The following is an 18,975-nucleotide window of genomic DNA, read 5'->3' on the forward strand; positions in this document are numbered from 1 at the left end:
GGTGAGCAGATAGGGCCGGACCAGGGGCGTCGCCCACCCGTCGAGGGGCGCGTCAGCGGCGTAGGGGCCGGGGCGGCGCCGCCTGGACGGCGCGGTGACAGCACTGCGCGTCGGGGCACCGCCGCCCGAACCGGGCGGATGAGTGGACGATTTGGCGCGATGACGACCGCACGGCGCGAAGAGCGCGCGGAGGCGGGCGCGGGTGCGGCTGAAGAGGTCGGTCACGTCTCAACTCCCGTTTGTGGTGCCGGACTCAGCTACACGGGAAGCATTCCATGGGATTCCCATGACGGGCTCAACGATGAATGAACTTCACTAGTGTGGGTGACCTATAGCCGAGAGCCCCAGGCGCCGGTCAATTGCTCCGTACTCTCGCGCTGTTGGCCAATCGGCGACGACGTCGGAAGAAAGAGGCGGGGATGACAGCGACACTCACGGGACCTGCGGGGCGCATGCAGATCGCACGTGGCTTGGTCGCGTTGCGCGAGCGGTGCGGGCTGACCCAGTCACAGGTTGCCGAGCGCGCTGGCGTCAGCAAAACGACGGTGAGCCGCTACGAGATGTGGCAGGACCGGGCCCGCATCCGGTGGGCAACCGTCAAAGCGATCGCCGACGCGTGTGACGCTTCCGCGAGTGAACGTGAGGCTCTGGTGCGAGTGGCGCGGACGCAGGCCGACGGATGGTGGGTCGGGAACGGCGCGGTCCCGGAGTGGATGGATCCATTGGTGTCCTTCGAGCACGAGGCCGAGTACGAGCACCTCTATGCCAACACCGTGATTCCGGGCCTGCTCCAGACACGGGAGTACGCCCTCGCCATTCATCAGGCGCGCGAAGTCCGCAGCCCGAACGACGTGATCGAGCAGATGGTGGAGGCCCGAATCCAGCGCCAAAGCATCCTTCGGCGGGAACCCCCGCTCCATTTGTGGGCGGTGCTGGACGAAGCCGTGATTCGCCGCACCATCGGAAACTCTGCGGTGATGTCACGACAGTTGGAGCACCTGCACGAGATGGCGCAGAGCCCTTCGGTCGAGATCCAGATCCTGCCGTTCAGCGCGGGCGCTCATGCCGCGGGCGCCGGCCACTTCGTCATCGTCGGCAGGAACGATGAACGCAATCCGCTCAACTCTATGGCTGTGGTCTACATCGAAATGCGTCGTCGCGGGCTGTATCTCGACGAAGCCGAAGACGTGTCCGCTTATAAGCTCACCTTCGACTACCTTCGTTCGCAGGCAGCCGACACCTCGGTGTCGTTGCGCCTGCTGGCCAAAGCACGACAGGAGCTGTCCCCATGACCGATCGCCGCCCGCTGTCCGGGATCGACGTGCCGCTCACCGTTTGGTTCAAGAGCAGCTACAGCGGCGGCGAAGGCAACGAGTGCGTCGAGGTCGCAGACCTCCCCGGCCGGATCGCCATCCGGGACTCGAAGAACCCGGACGGACCGGTGCTGGCCTTCCCGGCCACGGCGTTCGCGGCGTTCATCTACAACGTACGCAACGCTGACTGAATTGCCACGGTGCGTGAGGCATCAGGGGCGCTCACACTGACTGGATGAATGAGCGCCACGTGACGTCGCCCCCGCAGCGGCATCCGCAAGATCGCGCGCCAAATCCAGGAGACCGGATGCCAGACATCACCTGGGAAGCACCGTTCTGCGCGGAAGGCAACAACTGCTTCCGCGTCGGAGCCGACGCCGACGGAAACGCCTACATCGCCATCAACGGCCAAGAAGACCACTACCTCACCGACTCCATAGAAGCCCTCCGCACCCTCATCCGTGACGTCAAGGCAGGCAAGGCAGACCACCTGCTGTAACCAGCACCGGCCACCTCATCGAGGAGAAACCGTGACCGCGAAGACCTCCCAGGACGATGCCGTCTGGTTCAAGAGCAGCTACAGCGGCGGCGAAGGCAACGCGTGCGTGGAGGTCGCGGACCTCCCCGGCCGGATCGCCGTCCGCGACTCGAAGAACCCGGACGGCCCGGCGCCGGCCTTCAGCACGACGGCATTCGCGGCGTTCATCGACAACGTGCGCAACGCTGACCGAATCGCCATGGCCATGGTGTGCGACGCGTAGGCAGGCAAGGCAGACCGCCTGCCCTGCCCCTCGCCCCCAGGCCGGGGTGAACCTCGAACCGCCCCGGCCTACCGCCGCTCGGCCGCTATCACCGCATCGCGATACGCCCGCGCCGCCGCCCGCAGCGCCGCCTCCGGGTCGGTGCCGTCCGCCTCGGCGCGTACGGCCAGCGCCAGGAGTTCGTAGCCGATGCCCTCGCCCGTCGGCAGGGGGACGTCCAGGCCCGCCGTCCGCACCCGCGAGCCGAGCTTGGCCGCCAGGGCCAGGCCCGGCTGGCCCAGGGGGACGCCCTCCGTCACGGACTCCCGCTGCTTCTCCTCCGCCTTCGTGCGCATCCAGTGCGCCTTGACCTCCTCGGGGGTCTCGGCGGACTCGTCCCCGAAGACGTGCGGGTGGCGGTGGAGGAGCTTTTCGACGATCGTGCCCGCGACGTCGTCGATCGAGAACGGTTCCTCAGGGTCGTCCTGCGCGATGCGGGCGTGGAAGACGACCTGCAGCAGGACGTCGCCCAGCTCCTCCCGCAGCTCCTCGCGGTCGCCCGCCTCGATCGCCTCGACCATTTCGTACGCCTCCTCCAGGCCGTACTTGGCGAGGTCCTCGTGCGTACGGATGCTGCTCCAGGGGCATTCGGCGCGGATCCGGTCCATCACCTGGACGAGGTCGAGCAGCCGGGCGCCGGGGAGGTCGTAGGAGCCGGGCAGCAACTCCAGGTCCGGCATCGACTCGCGGCCGGATCCGGCCAGCCGGGCCAGGCCGTCGGTGAGCGCGCTCTCGCCGTCGGCGGAGGTCAGGACGACGGCCGTACGGGAGCCGTCCCGGCAGAAGTCGACCAGCTCGCGGGCGGTGGGGGCGGCGGCCTCCAGGACGATGCCCGCCTCCCTCAGATACGGCAGCTGCGGATGCTCCGCGTCGGCGCACAGCACCCGGTCGGCCGCGCGCAGGGCCTGCCAGGCGGGCCAGGACAGCAGGCCGGGGGCGACCCGATGGCTGGTGGTGAGCAGGATCAGGCGTCCGGTGCCGCCGCCCTCGGGGCGGGCGTCGGCGCCGGTGTCGGCAGCAGAGGCGTCAGCGTTCACGCATCGAACGTAACGCACCGCACTGACAACGCCCGGCGCCGGTCTTCCGGGACCCGCTCAGGCCTGCTGCTTCGCGGCGGCGCCGGTGATCCACGGCTCCTTGGTCTCCCCCAGGATGACCTGCTTGTCGTCCCACTTGCCGAAGCGCGGATTGACGTCGATCCCCATCGACCGCGAGGTGCTGGACAGCGCCTTGGCCAGCTGCTGCTGGCCCTGCGGCTGACCGCGGTCCGCGCCGAGGTGCTTGGCCAGCCCGTCCAGCAGCAGCTGGTTGCGCACCATGGCGTCGATCTCGTCGGGGGCGATGCCCTGCTGGAGCCACATCGCCTTCAGCCGCTCGGCGCCGCCGGCCCGCTGCTCCGCCGTCGACCGCCACTTCTGGATGTCGTCCCGGGTGATCGTGACCCCGGCGTCGGCGGCGCTGCGCGCCAGCACCTCGTCGAAGATCATGCCGTTGAGGGTGGCCAGGCTCAGCCGGCCGGTGTTCATGATCAGCTGGGCGCCCTGCGGGGACTTGCCCTGCGCCTCACGCACATCCTTCACCTTCGCCTGCAGCTGCGCGACGGTGATCCGCTTCCCGTCCACGACGGCCGCGGCACCGGGATGCGCGCCGCTGCCGCAGGCGGCCAGTAGGGGGGCCGCGGCCAGCACGGCGGCGGTGGCGGAAACGGAGAGCGCTGTCCTACGGCGGAACACTTGGCCTCCCGGCAGATCGTGCGACGGAGTCTCGACCTTGCGTGATCGAGACCGATGCTAAGGAGTCGACGTGGCCCAGGCCACTGCTTCGGCCAACGATCTACCGGAGGGACGGTTTCCCCTCACGGGGACGGGCTAGAGGCTGTCACCCCAGCCGCTCTGGATCATGGTCTGGAACGCCCACTCCCCGTCCCGCCGCACCAGGATGTCGGCATAGCGCAGCTGCCGGGTCCGTCCCTCCGCCGTCATGGCCGAGTCCGTGAAGACCACGGCCATGGCGGGCGAGAGGAAGACGGGCGTCCGCGTGGACGTGAACGTGATGTCCTCGCTCCCTTCGCCCATCACCTGCGTCATCGTCGCGAGGAACCGTTCGCGGTCCCACTGCGCCGAACGGCCGTTGCCGGCCGCGTCGTCGCTGACGAGGTTGAGGGGGAACACCGCCATATCGGCCATGCGCGCAACGTTGCGCTGCGCGCTCTGCGCGTCGTACTCCGCGAACCAGCGGTCCAGGCTCTCGCGGTCCTCGTCGGTCGGGACGTATCCGGTGTCGGGCAGAACGGTCACGCGGGCTCCTCACGGTCTTCGGGATCTTCGAGGTCTTCGAGCGCACACGCAGATACTCATCAAATTTGACCACCTTGCGCCACAGGGGAAAGTAGACCCTGCGGGGCTATTAGTCAAACTTGATTAGATAACTCTTCGATGCGACCTCAGCCCTACATCCGCCCCAGTCACACCGCTGCGGTCAGCCCGTTGATCATGCGGTCGAGAAGACGGTCGAAAACGGCGTGGGGTGCCGGGTCGCCGCTCGGCACCGTCAGGGCTTGAGCAAGCTTGGGATACGTGCCTCCGGCGGCAATGGACCGAAGGTAGCGGGCCTGTGCGTCGAGGATCTCGGCGGAGGTGCGGCCGACGGCCTCGGTCGCCTGCTCCTGGGCGAGTTCGTACGAAACGTGGCTGGTCACGAAACCGGTGAGCAGACTGAAGGTCTCCAGACCGTCTTGGGCATCCAAGCCGGCGGATTCGAGTACGGCGAGCGCGTACTCCAAAACTGCGAGGGTGTTCGGCCCGAGCGTCTGCCGTGCGGGCAGTGCCGCAGGCAGCCAAGGGTGGCGCCGCATGATCGCACGTTGCTCGTGAGCGAGCCGCCGAAGGTTGGCATGCCAGTCACCGGAGGGCTCTGGCGGCAGTCGGTGGTCGCCGCTCACCTGGTCGATCATGAGCTCCAGCAGCGTCTCCTTGTTGGGGACGTAGCTGTAGAGGGACATCGTTCCGGCCCCGACCCGGGCCGCGACCGCGCGCATGGTGACCGCGGCGAGCCCTTCGGCGTCGGCGATGGCGACGGCCTCGGCGGTAATCGCGGAGCGACTGTGCGCCGGTGGCCGCCCACGGCGCGGGCGTTCGGCCGGCGACCAGAGCAGCTCTGGATCCACACCGGCACTGCGGCCGGACGGGCCTGTACGGGTCACGGCAACCTCTCCTTACTCCGGCCCCATCCAATCACCCGCTATTCTCGTACTACGTACGAGAATAGCGACGGATCCTGCTGATCCTGCTCCAGGAATCGAGGCACCATGACCACGGCGACGCACCACGCATCCGTGAAGAAGCCACCCCTGTTCTCCCGGGCCATGCGACGCACCTTCCGGGGCCTGCCTCCCAAGCTCCACGACGTCGGCTACGAGCCCGGACTCGCGGTACCCGGCGCCGACGGCAGCACGCTACTGACCGACCATTACTTCCCCCTGGCCGACGGAGACTTCCCCACGCTCCTGGTCCGCTCGCCCTACGGCCGGGGCTTCCCCTGGTCACCGATGTACGGCGTCCTCTTCGCCGAACAGGGCTTCCACGTCGCCCTCCAGAGCTGCCGAGGCACCGGAGGATCCGGCGGCGAGGCCACCCCGTGGCACAACGAGGACGTCGACGGCCAGGCCACCGTCGCCTGGCTGCGCCAACAGCCGTGGTTCTCCGGCGTACTGGGGACGATCGGCGCCAGCTACCTCGGCTACGTCCAGTGGGCGCTCGCCCTGGACCCGCCCCCGGAACTGCGCGCGATGGTGGTCCACATGGGCCTGCACAACCTGCAGGGCTACTTCTACCCCGCAGGCACGTTCGCCCTGGAGAACGCCCTGGCCAGCACCATGGGAATGACATATCAGCACCGAGGCCTGCCGAGCTTCATGCGGGCCGTTCTGCGGCTGCAACGCCACGCCCGGAAGATCGCGCGAGCCCTCCCCCTCGGCGAGGCATACGTGCCCGGCATGGGCGAACGCGTGCCGCTCCTGGAGGAGGCGATGGCCCACCCCGACCCGCAGAACCCGCACTGGACAGGCAAGGACGTGGGGTACGCGGCCGACCACCTGACCGTCCCGACCAGCCTGATCACCGGCTGGATGGACGTGGCCCTCGACCAGACCTTGGAGCAGTACGACAGACTGCGGCGCGCCGGCTGCGACACCGCCCTGCTCGTCGGCCCCTGGACGCACAATTCCGCGATGCAGCAAGGCTGGCCGGAGGTCTTCGCCGAAAGCCTCGCCTGGCTGCGGGCCCATCTGTGCGACGATCCCTCCGGCCTGCGTGAGGCCAGGGTGCGCGTCCACGTCGGCGGCCGGCAGACGCGCCACGACCCATGGCGCGACCTTCCGGACTGGTCCCCCGCCGCGGCAAGCCACCGCTGGTACCTCGATGGCGACGGCACACTGAGCACCCAGGCCCCCGAGCTCACATCGGCACCGCTCTCCTTCCGCTACGACCCGGCCGATCCGACCCCCTCGATCGGCGGTCCCCTGCTGTCCAGCAAGTCCGGATATCAGGACAACGCCGCCCTGGAGGCCAGGGACGACGTGCTGACCTTCACCACCGCACCACTGACCGAGCCGGTCCAGATCCTCGGACCGGTCAGCGCGGACCTGCGGGTCAGCACGGACACCGGACACGCCGACGTCTTCGCCCGGCTCTGCGACGTCGACGACCGGGGCCGTTCGACCAATGTCTGCGACGGGCTGCGACGACTGCACCCCACCGACGCCACCGGAACCTCCCCGGCCGCCGTCACGGTGACGATGAGCTCCGCCGCCTACTGTTTCCCCGCCGGACACCGGATCCGCCTGCAGGTCAGCGGTGGCGCCCACCCGCGCTTCGCCCGCAACACCGGCACCGATGAGCCCCTGGCGACGGCCACCCGACTCATACCGTCCAACGTCACGCTCCACCACCCGTCCGCCCTCGTTCTGCCCACCCCGGAAAAGGAGTTCGCAAGCCCTGGCCCCGCGTGATGACGGGACCACAGGCGGTGGCGGGTGGGTGGTGTCGCCGCTCCGCGTCGTAGAGCAGCCTGGCAAGGGAGTCCTGGGCGGCGGCGCGGTCGCCCTGGGCGAGGAGCAGGTGGCCTATGGAGCGGCGGATTTCAACGGGGCGGGCGGCATCGTCCGGGTAGCGCACGAAGTGCGGGAGGAGGGCGCGGTACTCCGGTAGCCGCCCGCGTGACCGGTGGTGCCCTGGCTGGGGTGGCCCCGCTCATGGAGCCGGTCCACGTCGCGGCGGCCGGTGCGGCCGGTTACGCCGAGACGCTCGGCGAGTTCGGCGCCGGACCGTTCCCGGCGTGTCTCGCTTTGCTGGGCGCCGGCTTCGGGCAGGCGCACGCCGTGTCCGCAGCGCGCGGCGGCCTCCGTGCTCGACGCGCTCCGGCTCACGCTCGGCGTCGGCCAGCGGGGCAACGGCGGGTGGGCGCCGTGCCGGTGGGCGGCGGGCGCCGTCCCACGCCGAGCGTCGCCTCAGAGCCAGCCCCGTTCGCGGGCCCGCACGCCGGCCTGGAAGCGGCTCTTGGCGTCCAGGCGCTCCAGCAGCTTGGCGGTGATGCGCCTGGAGGTGCGGATGGATACGCCCAGTCTCTTGGCGACGGCCTCGTCGGTGAGCCCCTGGGCGAGGAGCTTGAGGACGGCCTGCTCCTGGCGGCCGAGGTCCTCCTCCGCGGACTGGGCGGGCTCACCCAGGGGGATCCCGGCGGCCCACATGTGGTCGAAGAGCGCGGACAGCGCCGCCACCGTCCCCGGTCCGCGCAGCAGGACGGCGCCCTCGTCGCTGCGGTCGGGATCGATCGGCACCATCGCGGCCTCCCGGTCGACGACGATCAGGCGCAGCGGAAGAGCCGGGACGGTGCGGGCCTGACCGCCCCGTGAGGCGAGCCAGTTGGCGTAGGCGACCGTCGCCGGGTCGTGGCGGATGCTGTCCACGTAGAGGGTGCGCATCCGTACGCCCCTGTCGAGCAACCGCTGGTCGAGCGGTTTGCTGGCCGCGAGGTTCTCCGGACTCTGGCCGCCTCCGGGGCACAGGGCCAGCACTTCCTCGCGTACTTCCTCGGTGAGCTGACGGAGTCGGGCGCGCACCGCGTCCAGGCCCGCGAGGTGTTCGAAGTGCGGATGGCTCCGGGCCGTGTGGACGTGCGCGTACTCGGCGATGAGGGCCGCGGCGGCGGCGCGGCTGCGCTCGACTCCCTGCTGACGCTCCAGCAGTTCGGCCTGCTGGCGCGCCAGCAGGATCTCCATCCCGATGTCCGGGCTGACGGCCCGGGCGGGACCGGGGTCCGCCTGCCTGCGCAGCAGGGACAGCTCGGCGAGGCGGTCCATGGCCGCCCGCACGTCGTCCGGCTCCGCCCCCAGCGTGGCCGCCATCCCGTCCACTCCGAGGTCCGGCGTTCTCAGCATCAACCGATACGTGTTTTCCGCCAGTTCGTCCAGCCCTAGCGCTTTGAGCACGCACACTCCCTGTGGTCAGCCGTAAACGATCTTGTATCCCGGAGTGGCGGCCACTGCCTATGCGCCAGAGCGGCAAGGTGGCGGCGGCCAACCCATACCTTCCGGCGATGGAACGGATCACTCCGGTGATGCAAGGCGCTCGTAGTACTCATCCACCATGCCCGCCCAGCAGGTGGCGGCTTCCCAGCCGTCGCCGACCGCCCCGTCCCGCAGCAGGCGCGCGCACAGCTCGCGGGTACGCGACTCGGCGGTCTCGATGGTGGGGGAGCGGACGAAGACGCTGAGGACGACCGAATCGACGTCGCGGGTGAGGTGCACACAGGTGTGCTCGACGCCGGACATCTGGCCGGCGTGACGGGCGGCGGCCCGGCCCACGTCGGCCGGGTCGGCGGGGCCCGGGCGGCGTCGCAGCCGGGCGTGGATCAGGTACACGGGGCTATCCGATGCGTGCGGTCGTGAGGGGTGCGGTTGCCATCCGTGCGGTTGTCATGAGTGGCCCCCTCGTTCCTTGTGGTCTTCCGTTCCTTGCGGTCTTCATGGGTGCGGTCCTCAGGGGTGTGGTCCCTCTTCGAGGCGTCGGGCGTCCGGGGGCGGGGTGCGGTGCGCTCGGAGCCGCGCCGGTGCACGTACGCCCCGCGTACGTGCACCGGCCGTCGAGTCGGCACCTCCCGGGGTGCCGAGGGTTACGAGGCCCTGGCGCGTTGGGTGACGACGATGCAGGCGATCACGACGACGGCCGTGAGCGGGACGGCGGGGCTGAGGTGTTCGCCGAGCAGGAACACCGCCCACACGAGCGTCAGCAGCGGCTGGGCGAGCTGGAGCTGACTGGCCCTCGCCACCCCGATGAGGCCCATGCCGCGGTACCAGACGACGAACCCGCCGAACTGCGAGATGCCGGCGATGTACGCCATGCCGACGACGGCCTTGGCCGTGAGGTGTACGGGCTCCTGCGGCAGCGCCAGGGCCGTCACGAGGATGTTGACGGGTGCGGCGAGCACGACACCCCAGGCGATGACGCGCCACCCCGGCATGTGCGCCGAGAGCCGGCCGCCCTCGGCGTAGCCGGCCGCGCAGACGAGCAGGGCGCCGAAGAGGTAGAGGTCCGCGACGGTCGGCTGACCGTGGTTCTGCAGAAGGGTGAACGCGATGACGGTGATGGCACCGGTGCCGGCCGCGGCCCAGAACAGCTTCGAGGGATGACGCTTTGTGAGGAACGCGGAGATCGTCGCCGTGGCCATCGGCAACGCCCCGATGACGACCGCCGAATGCGCCGTGGACGAGGTCTGCAGGGCGAACGTCGTCAGCAACGGGAACCCGAGCGCACAGCCGCCGGCGACGACGGCGAGTGCGGGCCAGTCGGCGCGGGCCGGGAGCGGTGCCCGGGTCACCAGGAGGGCGGTGAGCGCGATGACGGCGGCCAGGACGCCGCGGACGCCGGTGGCGCTCCACGGGCCGAATCCGTCGAGTGCCCACTCGGTTCCCGGGAAGCTGAGGGAGAAACTCATGACGCCGAGTGCGGCGAAAATGGTGCCGTTCGACAGGAACGATATTCGCGTGGGGGCGACGGCGGTGCGTTCTGTAGCCATGACTTACTCTCCGATAACCGCGGGTGTGGTGTTCAGCATTTCCGTCCCTTTGTCGTGGGTCGGCAGCCGTCTGGCGAGCGCCTGCGCGAAACGCAGCGCACCGCCCTCGGCAAAAGGTAGGCTCAGCGAGGGTTCACACACTTCCATTTCCAGCACCATCGGTTTGTCGTCGTTGTCACGGATCAGATCGACGCGCCCGTAGAGCAGAGGACGTTCGAGGCCCAGGTACGAGGCGGCGGCTTCGAGCACCGACGACGCGACCGCGCGCTCGTCCTCGTCGGCGTCCCGCGCCGTGCGGCATTCCTGCGTGGGGACATTTACCGTGCCATCCGGCGCGAGCAACGCGCTCTTGCGGATGGCATGGCTATAAACACCGTCAAAATAGATCAAGTCGGTTTCGCCGGCACTGTCCACTGACTCCATATAGGGCTGCACTATGACATGGCAACCTTTTGCGAGCAGTCGGGAGATGTGTTCAGCCGCCTCCGCCTCCAGTGGCCGGGCGTAGCGTTGCACATCCTTGGAGTAGGCACCAACTGTCGGCTTCACCACTATTTCCGTGGCCTGTGGATGCGTCGCGAGAAATTCCCGCACGGTCAGCAGGGGATCGGCTCCGGGTGCGACGAATGTGCTCGGCACGACCGGCACGCCGCGGGCGGCGAGGTCCCCCAGATACGTCTTGTTGAGACTCCAGCGCACCGCCGGCAAAGGGTTGAATAGGATCGACACGGCGGTGATGTGCTCGCACCAGGCGAGGAATTCCGGAAATCGCTCGACATAGGTCCAGGGCGACCGCAGCAGGACGGCGTCGAAACGCGACCAGTCAATGGCCGGGTCTTCCCAGGAACACACCTCGACGGGGAGGCCGACCGCTTCGCAGGCGTCAATCAGCAGCGGCATGTCGAAATCGATGGGCAGGCTGGCTTCATCGGTGACCAGGGCGAGAATGCTCATGGCGCGAATCCCCTAATGCGAGGCGGAGTGAGAGGCGTTACCACGGCACGACCTCGCCCCTGTGCACGTAGCTGCCGCTGGGGCCGTCGCTGCCGAGCAGGGCCATGCCGACGCTTGTGGTGGCGCCGTCCGCGATGTCGAGCTCGCCGGCGCCGTCGTTCAAATCGGTCTTGGTGTAGCCCGGGTGCACGGCGTTCACCTTGACCGGCGTATCGCGCAATTCGTACGCCAGGTGCACGGTCCAGGAATTCACCGCGCTCTTGGAGGCGCTGTAGGCCGGGAGGGATTTGAACATGGGGCTGTAGGCGTACGAGTCCGGGTCGCTGTGCGTGCCGAGCGAACCGAGCAGGCTGGAGACGTTGACGATGCGGCCGGCCGGGGACCGACGGATCAGCGGCAGGAAAGCCGTGGTCACCTCCACGACGCCGAACAGGTTGGTGTCGAATGTCGCGCGCCATTGCCGCAGCGGCTGCTCCGACGGCTGTTTGCCGTATTCCTCGGTGCGGATGCCTGCGTTGTTGACCAGGATGTCGAGGTGGCCGTACCTGCTTTCGACTTCGGTGGCGGCAGCGGCAATGCTGCCGGTGTTTGTGACGTCGAGTTCCAGGGCTTCGACGTCGAGCCCCGCGCTCCGCAGCGTCTGCGCCGCTTCGACGGCCGCCGCACGCCTGCGGCCGGTGAGCAGGACACGCACGCCTTTTTCGGCGAGCTGGCGTGCTATTTCAAAGCCGATACCGCGATTGGCGCCGGTGACCAGGGCTGTTCTGAAGGGATGTGTAGGCAAAGCAAAACCCGCCGTCTCGAACAGTGAGGATAATGGATTGCAGTGCAGTTGCACGTTCAGTTGCCGTGCCGGTTCCGGGTTCTCTTCACCAACCCACCGACAAGAACTTCGCCACCGGCGGCCCGAATCGGTCGATGTCGACCAGGAAGGCGTCGTGCCCCTCCGGAGATTCCAGTGACAGGAACTCGACGTCGGTGCCGCCGGCACTCAACCCCTCGGCGATCTGCCGCTGCTGGTGCAGGGGGAAGAGGATGTCGGTCTGCGCGCCCAGCACGAGCGCCTTCTCCAGGCACAGCCGGGACAGAGCCTCGTCGGCGGTGTTGCGGCAGGATTCGCCGAGGTCGAAACGGTCTATGCAGCGGCTGAGGTAGAGATAGCTGTTGGGGTCGAAGCAGCGCAGGAAGCGGTGGGCATGGGCTTCCAGATAGCCCTCCACCGCGAATTCGATGCCGAAGGGATTCTCCTCCGTGCGACGATCCGACGGCAAGGATGTCCGGCCGAAGCGGTTTTCCCATTCCTGTGCCGAGCGATAGGTCATCATGCCCAGCTTGCGTGCCGTGAGCATGCCGCGTCGCGGATAATGCTCCGTGTCGTACCGGCCCTGGTTCCACTGCGGATCGCACCGGATCGCCTCGCGCTGCAACGAACGGACGGCGATCGAGAACGGCAGCGAGTGCACCGCTCCGGAGATATTGATGTGACTCCGCGCCAGGTCGGGGTGGCGAGCCAGCAGGGCCAGCGCACTCATTCCGCCCATGGACGCGCCGATCACACAGGCCAGCCGCGCAAAGCCCAACTCGCGTACGGTGAAGGCCGCCGCGTCGGCGATGTCCTCCATGGACAGATCCGGAAATTCCAGCCGATAGGGTTCGCCGCTTCGCGGATCGATGGAGGCCGGCCCGGTCGAGCCTTTGCAACTGCCCAGCGCATTCACGCAGATCACATGCCAGCGATCGGTGTCGATGGGCTTCCCCGGCCCCAGCATGGCCTCCCACCAACCGGGAGTGGGATCGTCCGCGTGCGCGGCGGCATGCGCGTCGGGGGAAAGGCCGGTGAGGAGCAGGATGACGTTATCGCGCGCCGTGTTCGGCCGGCCGAAGGTTTCGTAGGCGATGCGTGCGCCGTTCAGCACACCGCCGCGTTTCATCGCGAAGCCGGCCGGCAGCTCGATGAAGCGCGTTGCCGTGCGGATGAATTCCCTCATCCGCCTACCCCCGTTCGGCGTCGGAGGGGCCGGCGTCCAGCGAGGCCAGCCAGTCGTCGTCCGAGCCTTCGTTCATACCGTCGAGCAGGAAGGTGGAGAGATAGCGCTCGCCGGTGTCCGGCAGCATTGCCAGCAGTACCGAACCCGCCGGTGCGTCTTCCGCGACGCGCAGCGCCGTCGCCAGGGTGGCGCCCGCAGAAATCCCCGTGAAGATGCCTTCTTCGGCGGCGAGCCGGCGGGCGGTGTCGCGCCCCACCACTTCATCGATGGTCACGAGCTCGTCGATGACGCTCTCGTCGAGCACGCCGGGTATGAAATTGGGGGACCAGCCCTGGATGCGATGGACGTTCCACTCCTGGCCGGCCAGTACGGCGGCGTTGTCCGGTTCGGCGGCGACGATGCGTACCTCGGGACGCGCGCGCTTCAGCATCTGGCCGACGCCGGTGAGGGTGCCGCTGGTGCCGAATCCGGTGACGAAGTAATCCAGCCGCTTTCCGGCGAAGTCGCCGAGGATTTCCGACGCCGTGGTCTCGCGGTGGTATGCGGGATTGGCCGGATTGTCGAACTGGTGGGCCCGGAACCATCCGTGCTTCGCGGCCAGTTCGTCGGCTATGCGGTTGCCGCCGCTGCTGCCCAGGGCTCCGGGGAAGAGGATGACCTTGCCGCCGTAGGCACGGATCAGCTTGCGTCGCTCCAGCGAATAGGTGTCGCCCATCACCGCCACGAATTTGTAGCCGCGGGCGGCGGCCACCATCGCCAACGCGATGCCGACATTGCCCGAGGTGCATTCCGCGATGGTGTCACCGGGCTTGAGCAGGCCCTTCGCCTCGGCGTCGAGGATGACGGAGAGCGCGAGGCGGTCCTTGACCGAGCCACCGGGGTTGAACGACTCCACCTTGACGTAGACCGAGACGTGCTCGGGCGCCAGCCGGTGCAGTTTGACGATGGGCGTACGACCGATGGTGTCGAGAATGCTGTCGTAGAGAGGCATGACGGATCTGTCCTTCGTGAGCGCCGTGAGCGTGGTGAGTGGCGTGACTGGCGTGCGCGCCGTGAGCGAATGCAGCCGGAGATCCGGGTTCCGTGCGGCCGGCGACCCGGGCGGCGGGGACGAGGTCCGTCGCCCGGGCCGGCCGCGCACTCGATCGCGCTATGCGGCCCGTACGCCCTCGAACACGGGGGCCACCATGTCGAGAATGACGGAGACCGCCGCCTCGGTGCTTTCCTCGTCCGTCGGCGCGTTGAACTCCGCCACCTCGACGCCGAGCAGCTGCTCCGCGGGAATCGCCTCGAATATCGCCCGGATCTGCGCCGGCAGCATTCCGTCCGGGACCGTGTAATCGGCCGGTACGGACCCCGGGTCCAGCACATCCCAATCGATGTGGATCCACACGGGAGATCCGCCGACGGCCTTCAGGATGTTTTCCGCCGTCGCCTCCCTCGGCGGGATGACCCGGACGCCGGCCGCCTGCACCAGCTCGCCCTCGGCCGCGTCGATGTCGCGCGCCCCGACGAGAACGGCCTGCTCGGGCCGGAGACCGGCGCCATGACCGCTGTCCCAGAGGCCGCACGCGCCCGACAGCACCATGCCGCCGAGATAGCCGCTGTCGGTCGTCTCCGGTGTGTGGAAATCGCCGTGCGCGTCGATGTAGAGCACGACGGCGTCCGGATGTTCCCGCGCCACCACGGGGAGCGTGGCGAGACTCGCCGAACAGGTGTTGGCGACCATGACCGGGAGATTGCCGCCCTGGAAGCTCGCGGTGAGTGCCTGCCCGAGCCCGACGAGCGTCTCCTTGGCCTGGGGAAGGCTGACGCTCCAGTCGTCATCGGCGGGCGGCGCGGGCTCTCCGATGAAATTGCCCGTGACGCCGTGACGCCGTTCCAGCGCCCGTGCGACGCGCGCCGCGCCCTCGATCATGCGCGCCTCCCGGTCGGCCACCCGCCCCTGGGAAACAATAAGATCAATCATTGGGTCAAGCCCTTTCCCGGTTCTTTCCCGGTTCTAGAGATTTCGGAACGCGAAAGGACAGCTGTCCGTTCGGTCCACGTTGTCTTCCACCAGGCCGTACTGAAACCATTCGAGCGCACCGGCGCCATAAGAGCCCAGCTGCACGGCGTGCGATATGCCGTCATAGTGACCGATCCGGTTGCGGATGTTCGAGCGGACTTTACGGCCGCTGGGCGTGTCACCGGCGAACACATCGAACCGTTCGCGCGGGTTGATGACAAGAACGAAATGCTCACCAAGATTGCGACTGCGGCGGTTCCGGTGAGCCGGCGTGCTCATATTGCAGAAGAGCGGCATACCGTTGAAACACATGGACCAGCCCTCGGTGTCGGGATCCTTGCCCACGTCCTCCGGCCACGGCGCGGGATCGATCTCGTGCAGGCCCTGGAGGACCTGCCAGCCGAACGCGTGATAGTCCTCGACGGAGTGCGCGCCCACGGCATCCAGCGAGAACGCCACGACCAGCGGGTACGCCGTGTCCAGCCGCCCGTCCCAGTCCCTGGAGAGCTCGACGTACTCCTCGAGGCCGGCCGCCAGGTGCCGGATGCCGTCGCTCTCGCCGTTTTCCACGAAAATGAACTTCAGCAGCTGCTTCCGCACGGCATTCTTCGAGAAGACACACGGAAAGCCTGGGTCGACGAGCCGGGATTCAATATCGGCGAAAGCGGCACGGTGCCACGCCTTTCCGTCCTCACAGACCTGCGCCTGGGAGATCAGCTTCGGGTTCTTGTCGGACTGAGTCAACTAAGGCATCCATTCATCAATGGAGGACCCACCATTTCGACCGAATCGAGGCGCGACAATGTGTACGGCTCGCCTCGATCGAGGCGGTCGTGACCACAAACGCTTTGCCCGGAATTCGGTTCGGCGATGACTCTGCCGGACTCCTCGGAACCCTGTCGAGAAGCTTCGAGTTCAGGTTGCTGACATTGGCAGGAGAGTGCCAGGCACGGGGGTCCTGGCCGCCTTAGGCCAGAAGCAAGATGCTGCCAGCGCCAACTGCTTGGCGCCGCCCCGTCGGCAGGCAAGACTGAGGGTCACAGTCGGACGCGGACACACGGAACGGGGAGGTCTCATGCGGCGGAACATGGGGTGGAACGCAGACACGACGGCGCCCGAGGCGACGGCAGCGACGGCGTACACGTCGGATTCGGATTCCCTCGGCTGGGAGTAGGCCGGGGCGGGCGGCAACGCGAGCGCCGCCCCGCACCCGGCGGGGCCCTCACCCCCGCATCTGCCCCAGCCACTGCAACGTCCGACGTACCTCCTGAGGGAAGGCGTGATGCGGGCCGTGCAGCCGCTCCGCGTCGTAGAGGAGGCGCGCCAGGCAGTCCTGGGCGGCGCCGCGTTCGCCCTGGGCGAGGAGCAGGTGGCCTATGGAGCGGCGGATTTCGAGGGGGCGGGCGGGATCGTCCGGGTAGCGCTCGAAGTACGGGAGGAGGGCCCGGTACTCCTCCAGCGCCTGGGTGACCTCGCCGAGCTGCTCCAGGCACTGGGCCGCCTCGTAGTGGAACTGGAGGGCCTGACGGGTGGCCCCCGGGCCCGATTCCTTGCCGAACTCCTCGGCCAGGAGGCGGAGTTCGGGCAGGGCGCGGCGGTACTGGCCGTCGTCCATGAGGGTGGCGGCGTACTGCTTGCGCAGGGTGCGGACCACCGGGGAGTTCTGGCCGTGCCGGGCGGAGGCGGCCGGGAGGATGCCGCCGAGGATGTCCACGGCGCGGGTGATCCGGCCCTGGTCGAGGAGGCTTTTGACCTCGTCGACGGCGGCCGCGACGTCAGGTCCCGAGGAGGACGGGCCGGTTGAACGGGACGGCTCTGCCGGACGGGACGGGACGGGCGGCGCGGATGGGGCGGATGGGGCGGACGGTGCGGCGAGGGAGGAGCGGGGGTCGGGGGCCGGCGGGGCGCTGTCGGCTGCGGCGCGGGCGAGCGCGGGTTCCGGGCCGGAAGGGACCGAGGGGATGGAAGGGATGGGAGGGAGGGAGGGAGCGGAAGGGCCGGAGGGGGGAGAGGGGGTGGACGAGGCAGGCGCGGGGGACGTGGTGCGGATGGGCCAGGGGGCGAGTGGCTGGCGGAAGGGGCGGGTGGGGTCCATCGGGGCGATCGGAGTGGGCGGGTGGTGGGCCGCGGGGGCGCCGGATTCGGAGGCCGGGAGGAGGGGGGCCAGCGCCCGGTAGACCTCCTGGGCGTCGGCGGGGCGGTCCGCCGGGTCCTTGCGCAGCAGGCGGAGAACCAGCGCTTCGAGGGCCTCCGGGACGTCGGGGCGCAGGCGGCGCACCGGGACCGGGTCCTCGTAGAGATGGCGGTGCAGTACGCCGAGCGCCGTGGAACCGGCGAACGGGACCTGGCCGCTGAGGAGTTCGTGCAGCAGGATCCCGAGGGCGTAGAGGTCGGTGTGCGGGCCGACGGTGCCGCCCATGGCCTGTTCGGGTGCCATATAGGCGGGGCTGCCGATGGGGGATCCGGTGTGGGTGAGGCGGGTGGTGTCCGTGTCGAGGGCCGAGGCGATGCCGAGGTCGAGGACGAGCAGGGTGCCGTCCGGGCGGACCATGACGTTGCGGGGCTTGAGGTCGCGGTGGACGATCGGCACCGCGTGGACGGACGCCAGTACGGCGCAGAGCTGGGCGGCGGCGCTGGCCGCCCACTGCCATGGGTAGGGGTCGTGTTCGGCGAGGTGGTCGGCGAGGTCGGCGCCCTCGACGTACTGCATCACCAGGAAGAGGTCCTCGCCGTCGCTGCCCGCGTCGTGGACCGTGACCAGTCCGGGGTGGTCGACCTGCGCGGTGACCCGGCACTCGCGCACGAAGCGGCGGCGCATCTCCTCGCCGCCGGGGGTGCCCGCCACCTTGTCCGGGCGCAGCAGTTTGACGCCGACCCGGCGGTCCAGGCGGCGGTCGTAGCCGATCCAGACCTGGCCCATACCGCCCTGGCCGAGCAGCGCGGAGAGTTCGTAGCGTCCGGCGATGACCCGGCCGTTCAACGTTGGTCCTCCTGACGGAGGTAGTCGCTGAGTTCGTCGAGTTCGGCCCGGACCCGGCTGATGCGCTGGGGCTGCGGGCGGTCCTGGGGCGGGCCGGCCGGCGGCACGGGTGCGCTGTACGGGTTGGGGGTTGGGGTCGGGGTCGCGTACGGGTAGGGGTACGGGTTCGGGTGGGCGCCGTGGGCGTACGGGAGGGTCTCCGGGGCGGGCGGGCGCGGCGGGGCGTAGGGATGGGCGCTCGGGGAGGCCGGGGGGAAGGCGGCCGCGGCGGGGCCGTAGCCGGGCTTCGCGGCCGCGCGGATGTCGACGACGAGGTAGTACGCGATCGCGCCGGCTATCTGGAGCAGCAGCAGCGCCACCCCGATGTTCGGGCGCCAGTCCGTCTCGGGAAAGGAGACGATCAGCACGCAGGCGCCGATCATCGCGATCAGGTCGGCACCGAACAGCCACCAGCCCAGCGGCCGCCGCTGCACGATCGCGGCCCGCAGCATCGCCACCCAGGCCAGCAGGCCCAGGCTGCCTACCGTGGTGGCCACGAAGACCACCCGCAGCAGGACCACCACTCCCCTCGCCGGGGGACGGTGCGGCGGGAGTGCCGGGGCGGGGCCGTGCATTGCTGCTCCTGATGGATCACGGGGACCACGGGTGGGCCGCGGGGGATCACGGGTGGTTGGTCGGGCGCATGGGCGGTGCTCGCTGTGACGCGCAGGGATCTGCGAGCGTATATATGACGGCGCCGCCGCGTCCGGAGTTGTACGGAAAGCGGCGGGCGTTCTCCCGTGCGTGTGCAACCGCGGGGGCGGCGGCGGTGTTCCTTTGAACGAAGCACCGCCCCGCTTCTCCCCAACTGCCCCGCCCC

21 protein-coding genes are annotated in these 18,975 nt (G+C 69.1%); 5 read left to right on the forward strand and 16 right to left on the reverse strand.

Annotated features, from left to right (window positions below):
* Nucleotides 1-452 precede the first annotated feature (452 nt).
* From AC5677_RS15440 to AC5677_RS15455, 4 genes are all read left to right on the forward strand, one after another.
* Entirely contained in the window at nt 453-1,292 is an 840-nt protein-coding gene (locus AC5677_RS15440) for a helix-turn-helix domain-containing protein (RefSeq protein WP_497195614.1), read from the forward strand.
* Entirely contained in the window at nt 1,289-1,504 is a 216-nt protein-coding gene (locus tag AC5677_RS15445) for a DUF397 domain-containing protein (protein WP_497195615.1), read from the forward strand. Before AC5677_RS15440 ends, AC5677_RS15445 begins: the two co-directional genes overlap by 4 nt.
* 116 nt (nt 1,505-1,620) lie before the next feature.
* Nucleotides 1,621-1,812: a hypothetical protein gene (locus tag AC5677_RS15450; RefSeq protein WP_497195616.1), complete on the forward strand. Its 192-nt coding sequence runs from the start codon at nt 1,621-1,623 to the stop codon at nt 1,810-1,812.
* A gap of 31 nt (nt 1,813-1,843) precedes the next feature.
* On the forward strand, nt 1,844-2,074 hold the full coding sequence (locus AC5677_RS15455; RefSeq protein WP_497195617.1) for a DUF397 domain-containing protein: 231 nt from the start codon (nt 1,844-1,846) through the stop codon (nt 2,072-2,074).
* A 68-nt stretch (nt 2,075-2,142) separates the two neighbouring features.
* On the opposite strand, the gene AC5677_RS15460 is transcribed toward AC5677_RS15455, so the two are convergent.
* From AC5677_RS15460 to AC5677_RS15475, 4 genes are all read right to left on the reverse strand, one after another.
* The gene (locus tag AC5677_RS15460) at nt 2,143-3,150 is read right to left on the reverse strand and encodes a nucleoside triphosphate pyrophosphohydrolase (RefSeq protein ID WP_497195618.1); all 1,008 of its coding nucleotides are present in this window, start codon (nt 3,148-3,150) and stop codon (nt 2,143-2,145) included.
* 57 nt (nt 3,151-3,207) lie between these two features.
* Entirely contained in the window at nt 3,208-3,846 is a 639-nt protein-coding gene (locus AC5677_RS15465; protein WP_497195619.1) for a SurA N-terminal domain-containing protein, read from the reverse strand.
* A 135-nt stretch (nt 3,847-3,981) separates the two neighbouring features.
* Complete coding sequence (locus AC5677_RS15470) at nt 3,982-4,410, reverse strand: DUF4440 domain-containing protein (protein WP_497195620.1); 429 nt, start codon at nt 4,408-4,410, stop codon at nt 3,982-3,984.
* Between the two features lie 167 nt (nt 4,411-4,577).
* The gene (locus tag AC5677_RS15475) at nt 4,578-5,279 is read right to left on the reverse strand and encodes a TetR/AcrR family transcriptional regulator (protein ID WP_497196636.1); all 702 of its coding nucleotides are present in this window, start codon (nt 5,277-5,279) and stop codon (nt 4,578-4,580) included.
* A 141-nt stretch (nt 5,280-5,420) separates the two neighbouring features.
* Between AC5677_RS15475 and AC5677_RS15480 the strand changes: the two genes are divergently transcribed.
* A complete protein-coding gene (locus tag AC5677_RS15480; RefSeq protein ID WP_497195621.1) occupies nt 5,421-7,121 on the forward strand; it encodes a CocE/NonD family hydrolase in 1,701 nt (566 codons plus the stop codon).
* Between the two features lie 114 nt (nt 7,122-7,235).
* On the opposite strand, the gene AC5677_RS15485 is transcribed toward AC5677_RS15480, so the two are convergent.
* The 12 genes from AC5677_RS15485 to AC5677_RS15540 all read right to left on the reverse strand — a co-directional run bounded on the left by AC5677_RS15485 (nt 7,236) and on the right by AC5677_RS15540 (nt 18,730).
* Nucleotides 7,236-7,538, reverse strand: coding sequence for an HTH domain-containing protein (locus AC5677_RS15485; protein WP_497195622.1), 303 nt, complete (start codon nt 7,536-7,538; stop codon nt 7,236-7,238).
* A gap of 81 nt (nt 7,539-7,619) precedes the next feature.
* Nucleotides 7,620-8,600, reverse strand: coding sequence for a LuxR C-terminal-related transcriptional regulator (locus AC5677_RS15490; RefSeq protein ID WP_497195623.1), 981 nt, complete (start codon nt 8,598-8,600; stop codon nt 7,620-7,622).
* A 117-nt stretch (nt 8,601-8,717) separates the two neighbouring features.
* Nucleotides 8,718-9,032 (reverse strand): hypothetical protein, encoded by a 315-nt coding sequence (locus AC5677_RS15495; RefSeq protein WP_497195624.1) that lies wholly within the window; start codon nt 9,030-9,032, stop codon nt 8,718-8,720.
* Between the two features lie 251 nt (nt 9,033-9,283).
* Nucleotides 9,284-10,186, reverse strand: coding sequence for a DMT family transporter (locus AC5677_RS15500; RefSeq protein WP_497195625.1), 903 nt, complete (start codon nt 10,184-10,186; stop codon nt 9,284-9,286).
* Between the two features lie 3 nt (nt 10,187-10,189).
* Nucleotides 10,190-11,140: a D-cycloserine synthetase gene (dcsG, locus tag AC5677_RS15505; protein ID WP_497195626.1), complete on the reverse strand. Its 951-nt coding sequence runs from the start codon at nt 11,138-11,140 to the stop codon at nt 10,190-10,192.
* 37 nt (nt 11,141-11,177) lie between these two features.
* Nucleotides 11,178-11,978 (reverse strand): SDR family oxidoreductase, encoded by an 801-nt coding sequence (locus AC5677_RS15510; RefSeq protein WP_497195627.1) that lies wholly within the window; start codon nt 11,976-11,978, stop codon nt 11,178-11,180.
* A 31-nt stretch (nt 11,979-12,009) separates the two neighbouring features.
* Nucleotides 12,010-13,128 carry a homoserine O-acetyltransferase MetX gene (gene metX / locus AC5677_RS15515; RefSeq protein WP_497195628.1) on the reverse strand — a complete coding sequence of 373 codons (1,119 nt, stop codon included), beginning with the start codon at nt 13,126-13,128 and terminating at the stop codon, nt 12,010-12,012.
* Between the two features lie 4 nt (nt 13,129-13,132).
* Nucleotides 13,133-14,119 carry a cysteine synthase A gene (cysK, locus tag AC5677_RS15520; RefSeq protein ID WP_497195629.1) on the reverse strand — a complete coding sequence of 329 codons (987 nt, stop codon included), beginning with the start codon at nt 14,117-14,119 and terminating at the stop codon, nt 13,133-13,135.
* A 159-nt stretch (nt 14,120-14,278) separates the two neighbouring features.
* On the reverse strand, nt 14,279-15,097 hold the full coding sequence (locus AC5677_RS15525) for an arginase family protein (RefSeq protein ID WP_497195630.1): 819 nt from the start codon (nt 15,095-15,097) through the stop codon (nt 14,279-14,281).
* A gap of 33 nt (nt 15,098-15,130) precedes the next feature.
* A complete protein-coding gene (locus AC5677_RS15530; protein ID WP_497195631.1) occupies nt 15,131-15,880 on the reverse strand; it encodes a YqcI/YcgG family protein in 750 nt (249 codons plus the stop codon).
* Nucleotides 15,881-16,358: 478 nt separating this feature from the next.
* A complete protein-coding gene (locus tag AC5677_RS15535) occupies nt 16,359-18,116 on the reverse strand; it encodes a protein kinase domain-containing protein (RefSeq protein ID WP_497195632.1) in 1,758 nt (585 codons plus the stop codon).
* A complete protein-coding gene (locus tag AC5677_RS15540; protein WP_497195633.1) occupies nt 18,113-18,730 on the reverse strand; it encodes a hypothetical protein in 618 nt (205 codons plus the stop codon). The genes AC5677_RS15535 and AC5677_RS15540 overlap by 4 nt, the downstream gene beginning before the upstream one ends.
* Between the last annotated feature and the right edge of the window lie 245 nt (nt 18,731-18,975).

The sequence above is a fragment of the Streptomyces sp. JLSY215 genome (assembly GCF_059682825.1).